Source organism: Salinispora sp. H7-4 (genome assembly GCF_013416675.1).
In the GTDB taxonomy this organism is placed as follows: domain Bacteria; phylum Actinomycetota; class Actinomycetes; order Mycobacteriales; family Micromonosporaceae; genus Micromonospora; species Micromonospora vitiensis.
Genome location: NZ_JABZED010000049.1, coordinates 24,152 through 42,953 on the forward strand (window position 1 = coordinate 24,152; position 18,802 = coordinate 42,953).

At 70.3% G+C, this 18,802-nt stretch carries 14 protein-coding genes and 1 pseudogene; 8 read left to right on the top strand and 7 right to left on the bottom strand.

What is annotated here, in order from left to right:
• The first annotated feature begins 32 nt into the window (after nt 1-32).
• A complete protein-coding gene (locus H0524_RS18200; protein WP_180199728.1) occupies nt 33-830 on the top strand; it encodes a tyrosine-protein phosphatase in 798 nt (265 codons plus the stop codon).
• A 51-nt stretch (nt 831-881) separates the two neighbouring features.
• Here H0524_RS18200 and H0524_RS18205 read toward each other — a convergent pair whose 3' ends face one another.
• Both H0524_RS18205 and typA read right to left on the bottom strand, forming a co-directional pair.
• Nucleotides 882-1,730, bottom strand: a complete 849-nt coding sequence (locus tag H0524_RS18205; protein WP_180199729.1) for a serine hydrolase — start codon at nt 1,728-1,730, stop codon at nt 882-884.
• 62 nt (nt 1,731-1,792) lie between these two features.
• A complete protein-coding gene (gene typA, locus H0524_RS18210) occupies nt 1,793-3,661 on the bottom strand; it encodes a translational GTPase TypA (RefSeq protein ID WP_180199730.1) in 1,869 nt (622 codons plus the stop codon).
• Nucleotides 3,662-3,803: 142 nt separating this feature from the next.
• Between typA and H0524_RS18215 the strand changes: the two genes are divergently transcribed.
• Together H0524_RS18215 and H0524_RS18220 are read left to right on the top strand one after the other, a co-directional pair.
• Nucleotides 3,804-5,219, top strand: a complete 1,416-nt coding sequence (locus H0524_RS18215) for a DedA family protein (RefSeq protein ID WP_180199731.1) — start codon at nt 3,804-3,806, stop codon at nt 5,217-5,219.
• Between the two features lie 52 nt (nt 5,220-5,271).
• A complete protein-coding gene (locus H0524_RS18220; RefSeq protein ID WP_180199732.1) occupies nt 5,272-6,111 on the top strand; it encodes a lytic transglycosylase domain-containing protein in 840 nt (279 codons plus the stop codon).
• 45 nt (nt 6,112-6,156) lie between these two features.
• Here H0524_RS18220 and H0524_RS18225 read toward each other — a convergent pair whose 3' ends face one another.
• Nucleotides 6,157-8,283: an MMPL family transporter gene (locus H0524_RS18225; RefSeq protein ID WP_180199733.1), complete on the bottom strand. Its 2,127-nt coding sequence runs from the start codon at nt 8,281-8,283 to the stop codon at nt 6,157-6,159.
• Nucleotides 8,284-8,426: 143 nt separating this feature from the next.
• Here H0524_RS18225 and H0524_RS18230 point away from each other — a divergent pair, with 143 nt between their 5' ends.
• Both H0524_RS18230 and H0524_RS18235 read left to right on the top strand, forming a co-directional pair.
• Nucleotides 8,427-8,954, top strand: a complete 528-nt coding sequence (locus H0524_RS18230) for a MarR family transcriptional regulator (RefSeq protein WP_018727299.1) — start codon at nt 8,427-8,429, stop codon at nt 8,952-8,954.
• A 4-nt stretch (nt 8,955-8,958) separates the two neighbouring features.
• Complete coding sequence (locus tag H0524_RS18235; RefSeq protein WP_180199734.1) at nt 8,959-10,614, top strand: CocE/NonD family hydrolase; 1,656 nt, start codon at nt 8,959-8,961, stop codon at nt 10,612-10,614.
• A 109-nt stretch (nt 10,615-10,723) separates the two neighbouring features.
• Here the strand turns inward: H0524_RS18235 and H0524_RS18240 are convergent, their stop codons facing one another.
• Both H0524_RS18240 and H0524_RS18245 read right to left on the bottom strand, forming a co-directional pair.
• Nucleotides 10,724-12,583 (bottom strand): trypsin-like serine protease, encoded by a 1,860-nt coding sequence (locus H0524_RS18240; RefSeq protein WP_375372012.1) that lies wholly within the window; start codon nt 12,581-12,583, stop codon nt 10,724-10,726.
• Nucleotides 12,584-13,371: 788 nt separating this feature from the next.
• The gene (locus tag H0524_RS18245) at nt 13,372-13,575 is read right to left on the bottom strand and encodes a cold-shock protein (RefSeq protein ID WP_018727301.1); all 204 of its coding nucleotides are present in this window, start codon (nt 13,573-13,575) and stop codon (nt 13,372-13,374) included.
• 185 nt (nt 13,576-13,760) lie between these two features.
• On the opposite strand from H0524_RS18245, the gene H0524_RS18250 reads away from it, so the two are divergent.
• From H0524_RS18250 to H0524_RS18260, 3 genes and pseudogenes are all read left to right on the top strand, one after another.
• Complete coding sequence (locus H0524_RS18250; protein ID WP_180199736.1) at nt 13,761-14,441, top strand: methyltransferase; 681 nt, start codon at nt 13,761-13,763, stop codon at nt 14,439-14,441.
• Nucleotides 14,442-14,535: 94 nt separating this feature from the next.
• Nucleotides 14,536-15,218: pseudogene (locus tag H0524_RS18255) on the top strand (DedA family protein).
• A gap of 126 nt (nt 15,219-15,344) precedes the next feature.
• Nucleotides 15,345-16,982, top strand: a complete 1,638-nt coding sequence (locus tag H0524_RS18260) for an FAD-binding oxidoreductase (RefSeq protein WP_180199738.1) — start codon at nt 15,345-15,347, stop codon at nt 16,980-16,982.
• 675 nt (nt 16,983-17,657) lie between these two features.
• Here H0524_RS18260 and H0524_RS18265 read toward each other — a convergent pair.
• On the bottom strand, nt 17,658-17,837 hold the full coding sequence (locus H0524_RS18265) for a transposase (RefSeq protein ID WP_180199739.1): 180 nt from the start codon (nt 17,835-17,837) through the stop codon (nt 17,658-17,660).
• Between the two features lie 449 nt (nt 17,838-18,286).
• Nucleotides 18,287-18,772, bottom strand: a complete 486-nt coding sequence (locus tag H0524_RS18270; RefSeq protein ID WP_180199740.1) for a hypothetical protein — start codon at nt 18,770-18,772, stop codon at nt 18,287-18,289.
• Between the last annotated feature and the right edge of the window lie 30 nt (nt 18,773-18,802).

The window sequence follows — 18,802 nt, forward strand, 5'->3', positions numbered from 1 at the left end:
AGTGGCGTCCGCCAACGGAGTGGAGCACCGGCGTGACCGGCCGGGAGCTGGCGCTGGTGGGGGCGCCGAACGCGCGGGACCTCGGCGGTCTGGTCGGTGCGGGGGGCCGTCGGGTGCGCAGCGGGGTGTTGCTGCGTACCCCGGCGTTGGGGCGGCTTACCGACGAGGACCTACCGGTGCTGGCGAAGCTGATGCCGGCCTGTGTGGTGGACCTGCGGGACGCCACCGAGGCGGCGGTGGCCCCACCGGATCGGCTGCCGGGGGACCCCCGGGTGATCCACCTGCCGGTGTACGACGTGACGCATCCGGTCTTCACCTACGTGTCGGCGGTGCTGCTCGGTCACGACCTCAGCGCGTATGCGGAACTGGCGCAGGAGGGCACTCCGGCGGCGATGCGATCCATCTACCGCTGGTTCGTGACCGGGGAGTCGGCGCGGGCCGGCTACGGTGCGGCGGTGCGGTTGGCGGCGGAGGCGGCGAACCTGCCCCTGCTCTACCACTGCTCGGCGGGTAAGGACCGGACCGGCTGGTTGACGGCGGTACTGCTGCACGCCCTCGGGGTGGACGAGGCGACGATCCGGGCGGACTACCTCGCCAACAATGTGCTCACCGAGAGCCTGCGGGAGGTGCTCCTCGCCGGGATGCGTCGGCGGAGCCCGGAGTTGGACGTCACCGTGGTGCGGCCGGTGCTGGAGGTACGCGACGAGTACCTGGACGCCGGGTACGACGAGGCGCGGCGGGTGTACGGGTCGTTCGGGTCGTACCTGCGCGACGGGCTCGGGGTGGACGACGAACTGGTGGCGACGTTGCGGGCGCGGTTGCTGGAGTGACCTCCACCGTGGCGGGGTGAGCTCGGCCCGCCGAAGAGGTGGCGGCGCGGCTCAGCCGAGCTGGTGGCGGTGGGCGAAGGCGCGGGCGGAGATGTCGGCGAGGAGCTGGCGGGCAACCTCGTCCGGGCTGTGGTCGGGGCGGTCGCTGGTGCTGCAGACGGCGAGGACGTACGGGGGCGCGTCGGCGGGGTAGACGACCCCAACGCTGTGCCGTACCCCACGTACCCAGCCGTTCTTGTGGGCGATCCGGGTGCCGGCGGGCAGGCCGGCGGCGAGATCCTCGCGGTGTTCCTGCGCGACGAGGAGGTCGAGCATGGCGGCGCAGCTTTCGGGTGTCGCCAGCGGGCCGGGCCGGGTGGCACCGAGCGCCAGGCCGCGCAGGAGGGCGGCGAGGTCGGCGGCGGTGACCAGGTTGGTGATGCCGACCGTACGGGCGGCGAAATCCTCGATGCCGCGGCCGGTGACGCTGTGCCGGGCTCCGGCCCGGGCCCAGACGTCGGCGACGGCCGGCAGGCCGACCTGCTTCAGGAGCAGGTTGGTGGCGAGGTTGCTGGATCGGACAATCATGCGTTCGGCCAGCCAACGTAGCGGGGCGGTACCGCCGAGCCGGTCCCAGACGTCGTCGTCGTTTCGGGCGGGGCGGGTGCAGGCGAACCGAGCGGCGCCGGGCTGGGCCGAGTCGAACTCGTTGCGGACCGGTACGGCGGTGTCGTGGGCGAGGCGCCCGGCCGCCAGGTCGCGGTAGAGCGCCACCAGCACGGCCACCTTCATCGTGCTGGCCGCGTAGTGGGTGGTGTCCGGGTGCCGGGTCCAGGTGGGGGCCGCGTCGAGGCGAGCCAGGTAGGCCGAGACGGTAGCGGGGATCCGGTCGAGGTGCGCGTCGAGACCGACGAAGATCACCTACCGAGGGTACGCCGGGGCGCCGCCGCGCGTCTCGCGGTGTCGGCGCCCCGGCGTGGCCCTCAGCTGGCGTGCTTGCGGCGGGCCGTCGCCCGGGCCCGCTGCGTCTGGTCGAGCAGTACCTTGCGGATCCGCACCGCGGCCGGGGTCACCTCGACGCACTCGTCCTCGCGGCAGAACTCCAGGGCCTGCTCCAGGGAGAGCTTGCGGGGCGGGATCAGCTTCTCCGTCTCGTCGGCCGTTGACGAGCGCATGTTGGTGAGCTTCTTCTCCTTGGTGATGTTGACATCCATGTCGTCGGAGCGGGAGTTCTCCCCGACGATCATGCCCTCGTACACCTCGGTGCTCGGCTCGACGAAGAGGGTGCCGCGTTCCTGCAGGTTCATCATCGCGAACGAGGTGGCGGTGCCGGTCCGGTCCGCGACCAGCGAGCCGTTGTTGCGGGTCCGGAGCTCGCCGAACCACGGCTCGTACGACTCGAAGACGTGGTGCAGGATGCCGGTGCCCCGGGTCTCGGTGAGGAACTGGGTGCGGAATCCGATCAGACCCCGGGCCGGGACCAGCCACTCCATCCGGATCCAGCCGGTGCCGTGGTTGACCAACTGCTCCATCCGACCCTTGCGGGTGGCCAGCAGCTGGGTGATCGCGCCCAGGTACTCCTCGGGCGCGTCGATGGTCAGCCGCTCCACCGGCTCGCAGGTCTTCCCGTCGATCTCCTTGGTGACGACCTGCGGCTTGCCGACGGTCAACTCGTAGGACTCGCGGCGCATCTGCTCGACCAGGATGGCCAGGGCCAGTTCGCCGCGGCCCTGTACCTCCCAGGCGTCGGGCCGTTCGGTCGGCAGGACCCGCAGCGAGACGTTGCCGATCAGCTCCCGGTCCAGCCGGTCCTTGACCATCCGCGCGGTGACCTTGGCGCCCTTGGCCCGGCCCACCAGCGGGGAGGTGTTGGTGCCGATGGTCATGGAGATGGCCGGCTCGTCAACGGTGATCAGCGGCAGCGGCCGCGGGTCCTCCGCGTCGGCGAGCGTCTCCCCGATCATGATTTCCGGGATGCCGGCGACGGCGATGATGTCACCCGGCCCGGCGGAGTCGGCCGGCTTGCTCTCCAGGCCCTCGGTCATCAGCATCTCGGAGATGCGCACCCGCTGGCTGCTGCCGTCGGTGCGGCACCAGGCGACGGTCTGCCCCTTGGCGATCGTGCCCTGCCGAACCCGGCAGAGGGCGAGTCGGCCGAGGAACGGCGAGGCGTCCAGGTTGGTGACGTGCGCCTGGAGCGGGGCCTGCTCGTCGTACGCGGGCGGCGGGATGGTGTCGAGCAGGGTGCGGAACAACGGTTCGAGGTTGTGGCTGTCCTGTGGGACCGCGCCGTCGGCGGGCTGGGTGAGGGAGGCGATACCGTCCCGGGCGCAGGCGTAGACGATCGGGAAGTCGATCTGCGCATCGTCGGCGTCCAGATCGAGGAAGAGCTCGTAGGTGTCGTCCACGACCTCCTTGATCCGAGCGTCGGGCCGGTCCACCTTGTTGATGACCAGGATGATCGGCATCCGCGCCCGGAGGGCCTTGCGGAGCACGAACCGGGTCTGCGGTAGCGGGCCCTCACTGGCGTCCACCAGCAGCACGACGCCGTCGACCATGGTGAGACCGCGCTCCACCTCGCCGCCGAAGTCGGCGTGCCCCGGGGTGTCGATGATGTTGATGGTCACCGGGTCGGAGCCGTCGGCCGGCAGGTACCGCACGCCGGTGTTCTTCGCGAGAATGGTGATGCCCTTCTCGCGTTCGAGATCCATCGAGTCCATCACCCGTTCGGTCACCTCACCCCGGGCGCCGTAGGCGCCAGCCTGCCGCAACATGGCGTCAACCAGGGTGGTCTTGCCGTGGTCGACGTGGGCGATGATGGCGACGTTGCGGAGGTCGGTGCGAAGCTGCATGCCTCCATCCTTCCGTCTGCGCGGATCCGGCGCGGCGTCGGGGTCATCCGGGGTCTTCCCCGGGGTATCCCGGATCTCTACCGAAACGCCTGTAACTCGCGCTCGACCGCTGGCAAGCTGACCCTCGTGACCAGGGGCCCGGGTGAATGAGGTACTGAGCCGGCTGCAGGAGCTGCCACCTGGGCTGATCCTGCTGGTCGCAGCGTTGATCGTAGCCGCCGAGACGGCGCTCATCTTCGGGTTGTTGATGCCCGGGGAGGCGACTCTGCTGCTGGTCGGCTTCCTCACCTACACCGGAACCCTGCCGCTGGGGCCGGCGCTGCTGGTGATGATCGCCGCGGGTGTGCTGGGAGACGCGGTGGCGTTCCGGGCCGGTCGCCGGTACGGGCCCCGGCTGCGCGCCAGCCGGTTCGGTGCCCGCATCGGGCCCCACCGGTGGCGCCGCGCGGACGCGATGCTCGGAAGACTGGGAGGCCGGGGCGTCTTCACCGGCCGCTGGGTGGCCTTCGCCCGGACCTTGGTGCCCCGGCTGGCCGGGGCCGGGCAGATGCCGTACCGACGGTTCGCGCCCTGGAATCTGGGTGGGGTGGTGACCTGGGTGGGAGGCTCGGTGATCGCCGGAAACCTGGCCGGCGAGTCGTACGAGACGGTCTCGCACCTGCTCGGCCGGGCCACGGGCGCGGTCCTGGTGCTGCTCGGGGCGGTGCTGGCGGTGCTGCTGGCCGGGCGCTGGCTGGGTCGAAACCCGGACCCGGTACGGGCGCTGCTGTCCCGCGCCGGCGGCCTGCCCCCGGTGCGCGGGCTGACCCGTCGCTACGGGGCGCTCTTCGGTCTGCTCGCCCGTTCCCTCGGTCCCGGGTGGACGTTGCTGCTGAACCTGGTTGCCGGCCTACTGCTGCTGTTCCTGGCCGGGCTCGCCATCGCCTGGGTGCTCGGCGCGGTGGTCCGGCGGAGCGGGCTGTCGGTGGTGGACGGCGCCGTCGCCGACTGGTTCGCCGCCCGTCGTACGCCGGAGGCGGTGGAGGTGGCGCTGGCCGCCGTTTCGGCGCTGCGTGGCCCGGTGGTGATCCTGTTCGTGTCGGTGGTGGCGGCGGGGGTCGCCTGGCGGCAGCGACCCTGGCGGGCGGACCTGCTCAGCGTGGTGGGCACCGTCGGCGCGTGCATGCCGTTGGTGGTGCTGGCGGTCGCCGCCGACGTGGTGCAACCCGACCGGTCCGGCCCGCCGGTGTTGTTTCCGACCCAGACCGCCGTGGTCGCCGCGAGCCTGTGCACCCTCGCGTGGCTGCTGTCCCGGGGCGCCCGTTGGCCGGTCGCGGTCGCCGCCTGGACCGGCGCTGCCGTCGGGGTGGTGGGGGTCGGTGGCGCCCGGCTCTACCTCGGCTTGAGCACCGCCAGCAGCGCGCTTTCCGGGGTGCTGCTGGGGGTAGCCTGGACGGCCGTGTTCATGGTGGCGTGGGTGACCCGGGACCGGGCGGTCGGGGTGGCCTCGGACGTCGGCGACTCGCCGGGCCCGGCGGCAGCCGAGTCGCGTCCACCGCAGGGGGTCTCCGGCGGGTGACGGGACGGCGGTAGGCATCGACAACTGCTACCTTGCGTCGGTCGGAGGGGGCATGAAGATGTTTCGGATCGGCGTGGGTGCGCTCGCTGTTGTACTGCTCACGGTGGGGTGCGCGGGGGAGCGGGGCGAGGCGACGGACGACCGGAGCGTGGCGGCCAGCACCACGGAGCCCTCGCCGAGCGCCACCCCGTTCGCGCGGACGGAGTTGGGTGCCGCGCCGAGCCACAGCGCCACACCCAGCAGTTCCGCCAGCGGTGGGTCCGCAGCGAAGCCCACCGCCACCGCGTCGTCCCAGGCGGCGGCGAAATCCGCTCCGGAGCCGCCGGCCCCACCTCCGCCGCCGGAGTTGGAGCCGACGGGGTGCCCACCCAGCCACGAGGGCACGCCGGCTTCCCGCACGCAGGCGAGGTCGGCACTTACCAAGGCCGCGGCGAAGACGTACTGGCCGACCTCCGCACCGGACATTCGGATTCCGGCGGCCCTGGTGAAGGCGACCGCGTGGCAGGAGAGCGGCTGGCAGTCCACAATCGTCGCCTGTGACGGTGGCATCGGGTTGATGCAGGTGATGCCCGAGACCGCCGACTGGATGAACCAACGGTTCGGGCAGAGCTACGACGTCTGGGACTACCGCGACAACGCCTATCTCGGCGTGAACTACCTGGCCTGGCTGACCAAGTACATCGGCGACCTGTACTTCGACGGCGACTACCGGCTGGACGCCGCGCTCTGCTCGGCCGAGCTGAACTCGTGCCTGCTGAACACGGTGATCGCCAGTTACAACTACGGCCACGCCGCGGTGGCGAGCGGGGAGGGTCCGATCACCATCCCGAATCCGCGGTATGTGGGCAACGTCCGCGCGCTGATGACCGAGTGCGTCTGCCTCGCCTACTGACGGTTCGGGCACCACGCCCACGCCGTGGCGCCCGAACGAGGGCCGTCAGTCGTGGGCGGGGACCGGCGCCGGGGTGGCCGGGGTTTGCCCGTGGGCCACGGCCGGTGGGCGGCCGGGCCACCAGAACCGGTCGCCGAGCAGGAACACCAGGGCGGGGACCAGCACCGTCCGGACGAGCAGGGTGTCGAGCAGGACACCGATGCAGACGATGACTCCGATCTGGGTGAGCAGGATCAGCGGGAGTACGCCGAGGACGGCGAAGACCGCGGCGAGCAGCACCCCGGCGCTGGTGATGACGCCACCGGTGACCCGGAGAGCCGAGAGCATCCCGTCCCGGGTACCGGTGTGGCGGGCGTCTTCCCGGGCCCGGGTGACCAGGAAGATGTTGTAGTCCACCCCGAGGGCGACGAGGAACACGAACGCGAGCAGGAGCACGCCGCTGTCGAGTGCGGGGAAGCCCAGGACGTGGTCGAAGAGCAGCCACGCCGCCCCGAGGCTGGCGAAGAACGACGCGATCACGGTGAGTACCAGTAGCACCGGGGCCAGCAGGCCGCGCAGCAGCAGCACCAGGACGGCGGCGACCAGCAGCAGGATGATCGGCAGGATCAGTCGCAGGTCCAGCGTGTTGGCCTCGGCGGTGTCGTAGCCGGCGGCGACGGCGCCGCCGACCAGGGCTCCGTCGAAGGGGCCGGTGTCGGCGACCGCGGGTGGGGCGGAGTCGGGTACTGCCGCGACCGCCGTGCGCAGTTCCCGTACCGTCTGGTCGGAGGCGGCGGTGCCGGGCTCGGCGGTCAGCACCACGTCGACCTGGGCGACGGTGGCGCCGGTGCTACCCGGTTGGGCTGAGGCGACGCCGGGCACTCTGGCGGCGGCCGCGGTGACCGCAGCGATGGCGGTCGGGTTGGTGAGCACCGCGACCGGCTGGGTGGTCCCGGCAGGGAACGCGGTGGCCAGGGTCTGCGCTCCGGCGACCGCCTCCGGTTCGACCCGGAACTGCTCGGTCTCCGACAGCCCGGTGCGGATGCCCAGGCCGCCGAGGGCGAGACCGGCCAGCAGCAGCGTCGCCAGGACCGCGACGGAGGCCGGGCGGCGCAGGACCACGCCGCCGAGCCGTCCCCACAGGCGTCCCTCGGTGACCGCGCTGCCGAGGCGCGGGACGAACGGCCAGAACAGACCACGGCCGAAGATCACCAGGGCGGCCGGGAGTACGAAGAGCGCGGAGAACATGGCGAACACGACGCCGATGGCGCAGGCCACGGCGAGCGCCCGGTTGTTCTCCTGCTCGGACAGCAGCAGGGTGAGAACGCCGAGGACGACGGTGGAGCCGCTGGCCAGGACGGGTTCCGCGGTGCGACGCAGGGCGGTTCGCATCGCCGTGAAGCGGTCCGCCTCGCGGCGCAGCTCCTCCCGGTAGCGGGCGATCAGCAGCAGCGCGTAGTTGGTGGCGGCGCCGAAGACGAGGACGCTGGCGATGCCGGTGACGGCCCCCGACTGCAGGTTGATCCCGACCGCCGGCACGATCGTCTCGATTGCGCGTAGGGTGAGCTGCTCGGTGGCGGCGACGACCGCCAGCGGCACCATCCAGAGGACCGGGCTGCGGTAGGTGATCAGCAGCAGCAGCGCCACCACGGCGGCGGTTACCGCCAGCAGGGTGGTGTCCGCGCCGTCGAAGACCCGGGTCAGGTCGGTGGTGAAGGCCGGCGCCCCGGTGACGTCGATGGTGAGGTCGTCCGGGGTTTCGGCCAGCACTGCCCGCAGCTCGTCGATGGTCTCGACGGTTCGCTCCTGCCCCTCGGTGGTGGACAGCGGCACGGCGATCAGGGCGACCGAGCCGTCCGGGGCTACCTGCGGTGGTGGCACCTGCCCATTGACCGCGAACCGGCGAAGTTCGTTGCTCTGCCCGGTGAGGGTCTCCTGGTCGGCGGCGGTGAGTGCGCCGCCGTCGGTGCGGCTGACGACGATGAGAGCCGGCTGGACCTCGCTGGCGGGCAGCTGTTCCTGGAGCCGTTCGACCTGGGTGGACTGCCACTGGTCGGAGAGGCCGGTGGCGGAGACGGGGGCGGGGTTGTCGGGCGTCGGCAGCCCGAAGACGGCGGCGCCGAGGACGATCGCGGCGAGCACGGTGAGCCACGCGGCCCACCTGCCCCGCGCGACGTGGGTGAAGACGGACATCGTTTCCTCGTGGGCTCGACGGAATGACGGCTCGGGTACTCACATCGGGGGAATACGCGATTACCAAGTATCTCGACAGCCGAGATTATCGGTCTCTCCGCTATGCTGCAACCACACCACCAGGGTGAGGGGAAAATCGGGACGTGGCAGGTCAGAGCAGCTACCGGCGACGCGACACCCGACGCGAGCAACTCATCGCGGAGATCACCAACGAGCTCCGGCGGTACGCGGTGGACGCCCAACACGTCGGCCACGCCTTCGCCCACCTGCACGGCCTGGGCGCCACCGACCTGCAGGCCCTGATCGCCGTCATGGACGCCGAACTACACGGTGACCCGATCACCCCAGGTCGCCTCGGCGAACAACTCGACCTCTCCTCCGGGTCGGTCACCGCCCTCCTCGACCGGCTGGAACGCGCCGGCCACGTCCGCCGCGACCGCACCTCCACCGACCGGCGTAAGGTCCTGGTGCACTACGCCGACCGCGGTGCCGAGGTGGCGAGGGAGTTCTTCCGACCGCTCGGCCGCCGGACCGACGCGGTGATGCTCGGCTTCACCGACGACGAGTTGGAGACCGTCCACCGTTTCGTCACGGCCGTCCGCGCCACGCTCCGTGAACACCGCGACGCGGTCCGGGCCGCCCGGCCCGAGCCCCGCCGGGCGAACGGCTGAGGCCGTGTTCGCGGCGCTGGCAACCCGGGCCGCCACGGCCGCGCTGCGCCTCCCGCCGTCGCGGACCCGCCGGGTCAGGCTGACCCGGGACATCCCGGTCCGGGTTCGCGACGGCGTGTCGCTACGCACCGACCACTACGCCCCGGACCGCCCGACCGCGCCCACGGTGCTGATCCGCACCCCGTACGGGCGGGGCGGGCCGATCCGGCTGCTCGGCCGGCTCATCGGCGAGCGGGGCTACCACGTGGTGATCCAGTCCTGCCGCGGCACCGGTGGCTCCGGCAGCCGGTTCGACCCGCTGGTCCACGAGCGCGAGGACGGCCTCGACACCCTCGACTGGCTACGGCGGCAACCCTGGTGGAACGGCGAGTTCGGCATGTTCGGGGTCAGCTACCAGGGCTTCGTCCAGTGGGCCGTCGCCGCCGACGCCGGGGCGGACCTCCGGGCGATGGTCGCGGTGGTGGCCGCCTCCGGAACCCGCGACTCGACGTACCCGGGGGAGTCCTTCGCCCTGGACACCGTGCTCACCTGGGTCGAGCTGCTCCAGGCGCAGACCGTCGGGTGGCTCGCCCGGCAGTGGGAACTCCGCCGTGGCCAGCCCCGGCTCGTCGCCGGCCTGTCCCACCTGCCGTTGGCCGAGGCGGACCGGGTGGCCACCGGGGTGACCGTGCCCTTCTTCCAGGAGTGGCTGCGCCACCACACCCCCGACGCGGCCTACTGGCGGGCCCGGTTCTTCGGCGACCGGCTCACCGAGGTGCGCGCCCCGGTATCCATGATCGCTGGCTGGCACGACATCTTTCTCCCCGCCCAGCTGCGCGACTTCGCGGCCCTGCGGGACGCCGGTGCCACGCCCCGGCTCATGGTCGGGCCGTGGACGCACGGCAGTCCGGGGCTCTTTGTCGCCGCGCTCCGCGACGGACTGGACTGGCTCGACGAACACCTGGGTAACTACCCGGGGCGCGCTCGTGCCCCGGTTCGCCTACACGTCGGCGGGTCCGGCGGCGGATGGCGGGAGTTGCCGGACTGGCCGCCCCCAGCCACGCCGACTCCCTGGTACCTGCACCCGGAGGGCGAGTTGCGCGCCGCGCCGTCGCCGGCCTCAGCCCCGGACGGTTTCTGGTACGACCCGGCCGACCCCACCCCCTCGGTGGGGGGCCCGCTGTTGGTGGCGCAGCAGGCCGGCCCGGTCGACAACCGGCGAGTCGAGGCTCGCCCGGATGTACTGACCTGGACCAGCGTGGCCCTGCCGGTGGCGATGGAGATCATCGGACCGGTCGAGGCGGAGGTCTTCGTCCGAAGTGAGCTTCCTCATCTCGACGTCTTCGTGCGACTCTGCGACGTGGACCGTCGGGGTCGCTCCTGGAACATCTGCGATGGGCTGGTCCGAGTCAGCCCAACCGCCTTCGCGGCCGATCCGACGGGCGCGGTCCGCGTTGCGGTGCCGTTGTGGCCGGTTGCCCACCGGTTCGCCGCCGGTCACCGACTGCGGGTGCAGATCTGTGGCGGGGCCCATCCCCGGTACGCCCGCAACCCCGGCACCGGCGAGCCGCTCGGTACCGCGATCACGCTGCAGGCCGGATGGCGGGAGATCCTGCACGATCCGCAGCACCCGTCGGCGGTGGTCCTGCCCATTGCGCGGGACGTGCCGAGCGAGTGGTAGGCCGCGGTGGGCGGCCAGGCCAGTTTCTGGCCTGGCCGCCCACCGCTGCCCTAAACGTGATCTCTAACCAATGCGGCGGGAGCCGGCGCCCGGCAGGTTAAGGGTCAGGTTAGAAGAGTCGTGGGAATGCGGTGGTGGTCGAGCCGCTGCCGACGATGTATGAGTTGGTGAATAGTTTGTTGTCGGCGGTGAGGTCGCCGGTGGAGGGGAAGGCGCGGAGGTGGCCGACGGCGTTTTGGTGTATGAGGTCGGTGCGGCCGTCGCCGTTGAAGTCGCCGGTGATGATGCGTGGGGCCAGCGAAGTGGTCCAGCCGCTGCCGACGGCATATGAGTCGGTGAACAGCTTTTTGTCGGCGGTGAGGTCGCCGGTGTTGGGGAAGGCGGTGAGGTAGCCGGCGGCGTTTTGGTGTATGAGGTCGGTGCGGCCGTCGCCGTTGAAGTCGCCGGTGATGATGCGTGGGACCAGCGAGGTGGTCCAGCCGCTGCCGACGATGTATGAGTCGGTGAATAGTTTGTTGTCGGCGGTGAGGTCGCTGGTGGAGGGGAAGATGCGGAGGTGGCCGACGGCGTTTTGGTGTATGAGGTCGGTGCGGCCGTCGCCGTTGAAGTCGCCGGTGATGATGCGTGGCGCCAGCGAGGTGGTCCAGCCGCTGCCGACGATGTATGAGTCGGTGAATAGTTTGTTGTCGGCGGTGAGGTCGCCGGTGGAGGGGAAGATGCGGAGGTAGCCGGCGGCGTTTTGGCGCATGAGGTCGGTGCGGCCGTCGCCGTTGAAGTCGCCGGTGATGATGCGTGGGAATGCTGTGGTGGTCCAGCCGCTGCCGACGATGTATGAGTCGGTGAATAGTTTGTTGTCGGCGGTGAGGTCGCTGGTGGAGGGGAAGATTCGGAGGTGGCCGACGGCGTTTTGGTGTATGAGGTCGGTGCGGCCGTCGCCGTTGAAGTCGCCGGTGATGATGCGTGGGGCCAACGAAGTGCTCCAGCCGCTACCCACTGCGACATCTGATCCAACGAACAGTCGGTTGTCCGCCGACAGGTCGCCGGTGCCGTGCCAGCCCCGGAGCGTCCCACCGGGATTCTGGTTGATCAGGTCGGAAATGCAGTCACCGGTGTAGTCCCCGAACTGGACAACCTGGCTCACCTGAGTGTCGGTTGTGGTCCACCCCGCTGCGTTGCAGCCGGCTGGGGTGTTTTCCTGGATCCAGTCGGCCAGGTCGTCAACCCTAGTGCCAGTCGCGCCGTCCTGGGTTGCTGTCTCGCCCAAGCAGCCCTTCTGCCAGGACGTGTTGTTGATCGCTACGAGCTGCGGGTCGCCGTCGTTCTCTCGGAACACGGGGCCTCCCGCGTCGCCTTTACAGATCGTCGCGTCAGCCGTGGCGCCATCAATGCTGATGAGTTCGGGATCAATTTCCTGGACCGTGAATGGGGCGGCATGTAGCCGGTTCGGTACCCACTCGGTCGCGGTCCGACCGTATCCGGAGACCGTGAGTGTCTCGGCGGAAGCTGGCTCAGCGGCAGTAATCGGAATAGCTGGAATATCGACCATCGGCCTGGAAATCCGAACCAGGGCGAGGTTGCGGTCCGGGTGTGGGACGATCGAGACCGCCTGGGTTTCGTGGCCGGTAGGCGCTGTTAGGTCCGTACGACCAACAACCACGGTCGTCGGTTGGGTGGGCACCCCAGCGGCAACGGGCGCTCCCCCCTCGACGAAACAGCTCTTCGCGGTCACAACCCAATTTGGTGCTATCAGGGCTCCACTGCACGCAGAGATGTCGCCGAAAGTGATTTTTGCCGTAAAGCTGTGAGCGCCGTCTGGGACCGGGTCGCTCCCGGCGACCGCACTGGCTGAGCCACCGCTCAACAATCCGGCAACCAGCGTGGTTCCGAGTAACGCTGCGCCGCAACGGCGTCGGTGATGTGGTGACAAGAGTTCTCCCGTGAAAGGTGTGTGGGGGGCGTGGAGGACCAAGCTCCGACCCCCGAGCGCTGGCGAGGGTTTGGCGCGTTCCTCGGTCAGCTTAGATCACACCCCTAAGAATTTTGTGCCCCACCTTGAGTGGCCTATGGCCAAGATTTTCATCCCTTGATGCAATTTTCATAATAGTTGGGTGTGAAGTTATAGTGATTCCCAGATTTAGGGCTAAGAGGGCCAATTGGTTGGTGCAGGTTGTAAACTGATCGGACTGCGTCAAGACCTAACATAGTGGACCTTAAGCTGCCTGCACCGGCGCGTGGAGGAGCGGCCAGAGGAGCCGTGGCCACCGGGAACCAGATCTATGCTGTCGCCGCAACAGGGTTGGGTGGTCGCTCCTGCGCTGCGTGGTGCAACGCGGGAGATGCGAAGCCCCTGGCCTCCGGGGCGGCAGCGGCATCGCCTTTCCCGACGGCAGGACGCAGCTGTGCAGAGCGCCGGCCCGCGGGCGGTGGCGGTGTTGCGGCGTGCTCGAGCAGTCCGAAGCGAGACGATGGTGCCGCCAGATTCTGGGCAGCCGCGGTAGCTGGTGTGCCGGAGGGGGCGATCTGCGGGTTGTCCGGGTGGTGTCGGGGCGCGGCGGATGGGAATGACTTCGCGCCGCTGACCGGACTTGAGCCCCAACCCGCGGCGGGGGTGTCGTTACGACTGGCGGTAAGGGATGAGCTAGCTACCTACCGCTGGAGCCAGCGGGGTTGTTTATACACTACTGTCTGATTTGTATGGCTCTGGAATGACGGACGGTGACGGCGGCCGGTTGGTCCGACCGCCGTCACCGCGCCGGGTCACGCCGGGCGGACGTTATCCGCCTGCGGGCCCTTCTGGCCCTGGGTTACATCGAACTCGACCTTCTGGCCTTCGTTCAGCTCACGGTAACCGCTCATCGAGATCGACGAGTAGTGGACGAAGACGTCCGGCCCCCCGCCGTCCTGCTCGATGAAGCCGAAGCCCTTTTCTGCGTTGAACCACTTGACGCTGCCGGTTGCCATGCATCTCTCCCTGTTCCAAGCGGGCGAACCCCGGCCGGCGGCCGATGATCGCCCGGTACCTTCCCGACAGTAGCGGGCCGCGCGCGAATCTGCTGGACGAAGTGCCGTAGGCAACGAAATGACCGGTCCGGGGCGGACCTGCCAAACCCGCACGGTGGCCTACCCGACTGGGGCATGCTGCCCCGGTGGGCGTAGCCGCGACCGCGTTGGTCGACCTGGAACGGGAGATCGCTGCGCCCGGCCACGGCCTGGACCGGCTGCGACTGTTACCCGTGCCGTTCGTGCCCGAACTGCGCCTGCATCTCGCCGAGGACCCGATCGTCTGGTGGGCGCGGATGGAAGCCCGCGCCGGGCACACCCTGCCCCCGCCGTACTGGGCGTCGGTGTGGCCCGGCGGTCAGGCCCTCGCCCGGCACCTGCTCGACCACCCCAACCTGGTCACGGGTCGCCGGGTACTCGATCTGGCCGCTGGCTCGGGGGTGGTCGCGGTCGCCGCCGCGTTGGCCGGCGCCGCGCAGGTCGTGGCCGTCGACACCGACCCGTACTCGGTCGCCGCCGTCACGGTCAACGCGCGGGCCAACGGCGTGCGGATCGCGGCCACCGACCGGGACCTGCTGGACGACACCCCCGCCGAGCTGGACCTGCTGGTGGCCGGCGATGTCCTGTACGACGGGGCGACGGCGGCGCGGATGCTGCCCTTCCTCCGCCGCGCCGTCTCCGCCGAGGTCGACGTACTGGTCGGTGAGCCGGGCCGCGGGCATGTGCCGGCCCACGGGATGGCGGTCGTCGCCGAGTATCTGGTGCCGACCACCGAGCCGACCGCCGACTCCCCGGTGCGGCGGGTGCAGGTGCTGCGGCCACGCTGACCGACGCCGACGGTGACCCTGAGCGGGGGAATCAGGGTCAGCTGGGGGCCCCTCCGGATATCCGGGGAGGCGACGTGGTCCTAACGTGTTGGGCATGGATTGGCTGGCCCAGATCGGAGAGCTCCCCACTCTCCTGCTCTTGGGGGCGCTCGGATTGGTGATGGTCTTCGATGCCGTACCGCTGCTCGGGGTGCTGGTGCCCGGAGACCTGGCGATCCTCGCGGCGGTGGGGGTGCAGGGCCCCACCGCGGGCCTTGCCGTGCTCGGCACCGTGGTCGTCGGCTGCCTGGCCGGCTGGTCACTGAGCTTCCTGGTCGGCCGTCACCTCGCTGACCGGCTGCGGCGCGGGCGGGTCGGGGACTGGATCGGCGAACAGCGGTGGGCGGCGGCGGAGCACATGTTGCGCCGCCGTGGCGGCCAGATGGTGCTGGTGGCGCCGTTCCTGCCGGTCCTCAACGCGCTGCTGCCGCTGGTCGCCGGTGGCCTGCGGATGTCCTACCGGCGGTTTCTGGGCTGCGCGGCGCTCGGCGCAGCGGCGTGGGGCGGGCTCTACCTGGTGCTGGGCACAGCAGCCCGGTCGATCACCGGGCTGCTGCCCGGTGCACCCAGCCCGATGGTGGTGACGATGCTGGTCGGTCTGCTGCTCGCCACCGGGGTGTTGGCGGTGACTCGGCATCGGTTGCTGCCGGAACTGCCCGACGACGGGCACCCGGCCCGTGCCGGGTCCGTCCACCCGGGACCGGCGCGGTGCCGGGGTCCGGTCACGACCGTGGCTGACCTGTCAGCGGAGCCGGGCGGTGGGATACCGGTCACGACCTCAGTCGAGTAGGTTCGGTGCATCGACGTCGGTGACGGTGACGGTGACGGTGACGGTGACGGTGACGGTGACGGTGGGGAGACTGGATGCCCGTGAAGCGTCGTTCATGGTGGGGCTGGGGCTACGTGGAGGACGCGGTCACCGGTGCTGAGGCCGGGCAGCTCGCCGACCGGGTGCGGGCCCTGCTACCCGACGTTGACCTGACCCCGCACGAACCGCCGCCGGTGGCCGAGTTGGACCTGGCGCCGGCGCGGGTCACTCCGCCAACGGCGCTGTCGCACCTCTGCGCAGCTGAGCCGGCCGACCGGGCGGCGCACGCGCACGGAAAAGCGTTCCGGGACGTGGTCCGGAACCTGCACGGCGACGTCCGGCACCCGCCGGACCTGGTCGCCCGCCCCACCTCCGAACAGGACGTGGTCGACCTGCTGGACTGGTGCTCGCGCTCCGGCCTGGCGGTCGTCCCGTACGGTGGCGGCTCCTCGGTGGTCGGTGGGGTGGAGCCCCGGGTGGGCGACGACTACCCCGGCACGGTCAGCCTCGACCTCGGCCGGCTCGACCGGGTGCTGGAGGTCGACCGGACCAGCCGGGCGGCGCGGGTCCAGGCTGGCGTGTTCGGGCCGGCGCTGGAGGAATACCTTTGCCCGCAGCACCTCACCCTGCGGCACTTCCCGCAGTCGTTCGAGTTCTCCACGCTCGGTGGCTGGCTCGCGACCCGGGCGGGCGGGCACTACGCGACGGTCCTGACCCACATCGACGACCTGGTGGAGGCGCTGCGGGTGGTCACCCCGGCCGGCATCAGCCAGTCCCGACGGTTGCCGGCCTCCGGGGCGGGGCCGTCACCGGACCGGCTGTTCCTCGGTTCGGAGGGCACGCTCGGCGTCATCACCGAGGCGTGGCTCCGGGTGCAGGACCGGCCGCGGTGGCGGGCGGACGCGGCGGTGCACTTCGACGACCACGACGCGGCCGTCGCGGCGACCCGGGCGATCGCCCAGTCCGGGCTGCACCCGAGCAACTGCCGGCTGCTCGACCCGGCGGAGGCGCTGCTGAACGCCGGCGCGGCCACCGGCGGCGGGGTGCTCGTGCTGGGCTTCGAGTCCGCGGACCATCCGGTTGGGCCCGCGCTGGAACGGGCCGTCGCACTGTGCCGGGACCACGGTGGGACGCTGCCCGAGCCGCCCCGGGAACGCGACGCGTCGGCATCCCGGGGGAGCGGCGCCACCGACACCTGGCGGTCGTCGTTCCTGCGGATGCCGTACCAGCGGGACGCCCTCGCGGCCCGGTCGATGATCGTGGAGACCTTCGAGACCGCCTGCACCTGGGACCGCTATCCGGCGCTGCGTGCCGCGGTGCTCGACGCGGTCGGCGCGGCGCTGCGGGAGGTCGGCGCGACCGGGGTGGTCACCTGCCGGTTCACCCACGTCTACCCGGACGGGCCGGCACCCTACTTCGGCGTCTACGCCGCCGGCCGGTGGGGCAGCACCGTGGCCCAGTGGGATCAGATCAAGGCCGCCGTCTCCGCGGCGCTGCTCGCCGCCGGGGGCACCATCACCCACCACCACGCCGTCGGCCGCGACCACCGACCCTGGTACGACCAGCAGCGCCCCGAGCCGGTGTCGCTGGCGCTGCACGCCGCGAAGGCCGCGCTCGATCCATCGTGGGTGCTCAACCCCGGCGTCCTCCTGGACGGCGGGCGAAGTCGTCTACGCCCAGCACTGTCGGTGTGACCAACTGCAGGTCGCGCATCCGCCAGATCATCCGAATCAACGTCGTACGGGACACGGACACCCCAATCGCTGCGCCAGCCGGCTGCTAGACCGGCCACGCAACGCCAGGGCGACCGCTTCCAGGCCGCCTGCCGCCTCGACGGTGTGCCGGGCGTACCATCGGGTCAACCCGGGCACTCCAGGTGGAAGGTCCGTACGCAGTCCAGCCCGAGCTCAACGAACGTCCGCCGCCGACATCCCCCCGTTTAAGCAGGCGAACCGGCGGACCATCAACGCGACCAGTGCCTCGTGGCCACCAAGTCCGACATCAGCCAACCGTTGCACGTAGCGACATGGACCGTAGTCGACTACGTGCCGCAGGCTCCACACGCCGCCCGTACCGTCCACGTCCCCGCGTTGATCCTGACTCCGGCGGCGCCCGGACCACCACCACCGCCTCCAACCGTAGACCAGCCAGATGTGGGCGCAACGCCGCAATGATCTCCACCCGGCACCCAATCCGACCCACCAGCGAGCACAACTCACAAAAATGGGCGCCCGAGCCCACCCTTGGACCCGTACTTATGCCGGTTGGCGTCCTGGTCGACCTTCGACGGGATCGTCGCGATGGTCCCGCGCCGCCCAGCCTCGTCGGCCACCGCCGGCAACGTGGTCAGGATCCTCGCCCAGGTCCAGTCACGCTGGCACCGCGTACGTCGCCGACCAGGACCCGTCGCACTCCGGTATGTCCCACCACGGCGCACCCACTCGGGTCCGTCGCCTGGTTCCACCCATGAGCTGTCGTTTCGTCCGTGCAGACGGCCGACCCGGCCTACGTCCCACGGGCAGCAACGGCTCCGGCGTCGCCCACTGCACGTCGGTCAGGTCATGCCGTTACAGTGGCCACGAGGTCCCCGTGTTGATGGTCTTCTTCGTCGATGAACCATCTACCGGGGACCTCGCTACTTATCGACCACCGCCACGCCGACACTTCTCACCCTCGGGCACCCACAGCCGACTTCGACACAGGCCCTGGGCGAGCGTGGCAACTCCCTGCTCAAGCTGGCCTTCCGGGCACTGCGAAACATCAGCCCCAACCCCGTGGTGGGGTCGGGATGACCGTCGCTGCGGCACCGGTCATCCTCCACGCCGAATACGACCGCACTACATGACTTTCAGTAGGCGACCCCCTACTGGGATGACCTCAGTAGCTCCCGTAGAACAACTCACCCTTTGCCTGCCGAGAATGGGTCCGCAGAGGAGTCCTAGTATCTATCTCTAGAGACCGATGGGCCGGTCTTGCAGCGGCCACGCTAGGCCGCAGGTCAGACCCGGAGCTCGAGTAGGACGGCATGGTTGTCCGGATCGTTGTTACCGACGGGCTCGCCGTCGTTCGCACCTACGACTACAGGGTCCTTCTCAACACCGTCGACCGTGACGGTGGCGGTAACCTCTTCGTCGCCGGCCCAGATGAAGAAGACGTTCGGTATCTCCAGGGCCAGGATCCCGCTGGGGCCGAGTACCTCGAAGCAGTACTTGGGCTCGGATTCGCTGTTGTATGACATCACCTGGATGAGATCGTCGGCGGAGCCGCACTCGGCTAGCATGATCTTCCCATCGCCCTTGATGAGCTTGATCTGCTTGTCAGCCTCGATTTGAGCCGCGCCCGGGTAGCTGTAGTCCTCTACCAGGCTAGAGGGCTCTGAGATGGGCTCCTCCGCTCGGGCGGAAACGCCGTAGGCGAGCGAGCCGCCGAGCGCCACGGCTCCAACGAGAGCTCCGACCGCGGCGTTCCTGTGGGCAGCGTGCACGATCACTGTCCTTTCGTGGCTGTGCCACCC